Origin of the sequence: Pseudomonas sp. WS 5503 (assembly GCF_012985385.1) — a bacterium.
GTDB classification, from domain to species: Bacteria; Pseudomonadota; Gammaproteobacteria; order Pseudomonadales; family Pseudomonadaceae; genus Aquipseudomonas; species Aquipseudomonas paracarnis.
In genome coordinates this window covers 1-926 of the sequence record NZ_JAAQWI010000031.1, presented here as the reverse complement: position 1 = coordinate 926, position 926 = coordinate 1, and the positions used below count along the sequence as shown (strand labels likewise).

The 926-nt window shown below is 63.0% G+C and carries 1 protein-coding gene; it reads left to right on the top strand.

Annotated elements, in window-relative coordinates:
• On the top strand, positions 1–926 hold a 926-nt coding region (locus tag HBO10_RS31005; RefSeq protein ID WP_169922257.1), incomplete at both ends, for an ATP-binding cassette domain-containing protein.

The window sequence follows — 926 nt, the reverse complement described above, 5'->3', positions numbered from 1 at the left end:
AAACTCGGGCGCCTGTCCCTGGGCCAGCGCCAATTGGTGGAAATCGCCAAGGCGCTGTCCCGTGGCGCCCATGTGATCGCCTTTGACGAGCCGACCAGTAGCCTCTCGGCGCGGGAAATCGACCGCTTGATGGCGATCATCACGCGCCTGCGCGAGGAGGGCAAAGTGGTGCTCTACGTGTCGCACCGTATGGAAGAAGTGTTCCGTATCTGCGATGCGGTGACGGTCTTCAAGGACGGTCGCTACGTGCGTACGTTCGAGGACATGAACACGCTGACCCACGATCAACTGGTGACCTGCATGGTCGGTCGCGATATCCAGGATATCTACGATTACCGACCGCGTGAGCAGGGCGAAGTGGCGCTCAAGGTGGACGGCTTGCTCGGCCCCGGCCTGCGTGAACCAATCAGTTTCCAGGTGCGCAAGGGCGAGATCCTGGGCCTGTTCGGGCTGGTGGGCGCGGGGCGTACCGAGCTGTTTCGCCTGCTCAGTGGGTTGGAGCGCGCCAGTGCCGGCAGCCTGGAACTGTGCGGGCAAGCGCTGCAACTGCGCTCACCCCGCGACGCCATCGCCGCCGGGGTATTGCTGTGTCCCGAGGATCGCAAGAAAGAGGGCATCATCCCGCTGGGCAGCGTCGCTGAGAACATCAACATCAGCGCCCGTGGCGCCCATTCCACCTTTGGCTGGCTGTTGCGCGAAGGCTGGGAGAAAGGTAACGCCGACCGACAGATCCAGGCGATGCGGGTCAAAACGCCGAACGCGGCGCAGAAGATCCTGTACCTGTCCGGCGGCAACCAACAGAAAGCCATCCTTGGCCGCTGGTTGTCGATGCCGATGAAGGTCCTGCTGCTGGACGAACCCACCCGGGGTATCGACATCGGCGCCAAGTCGGAGATCTACCAGATCATCCATAACCTGGCGGCCAG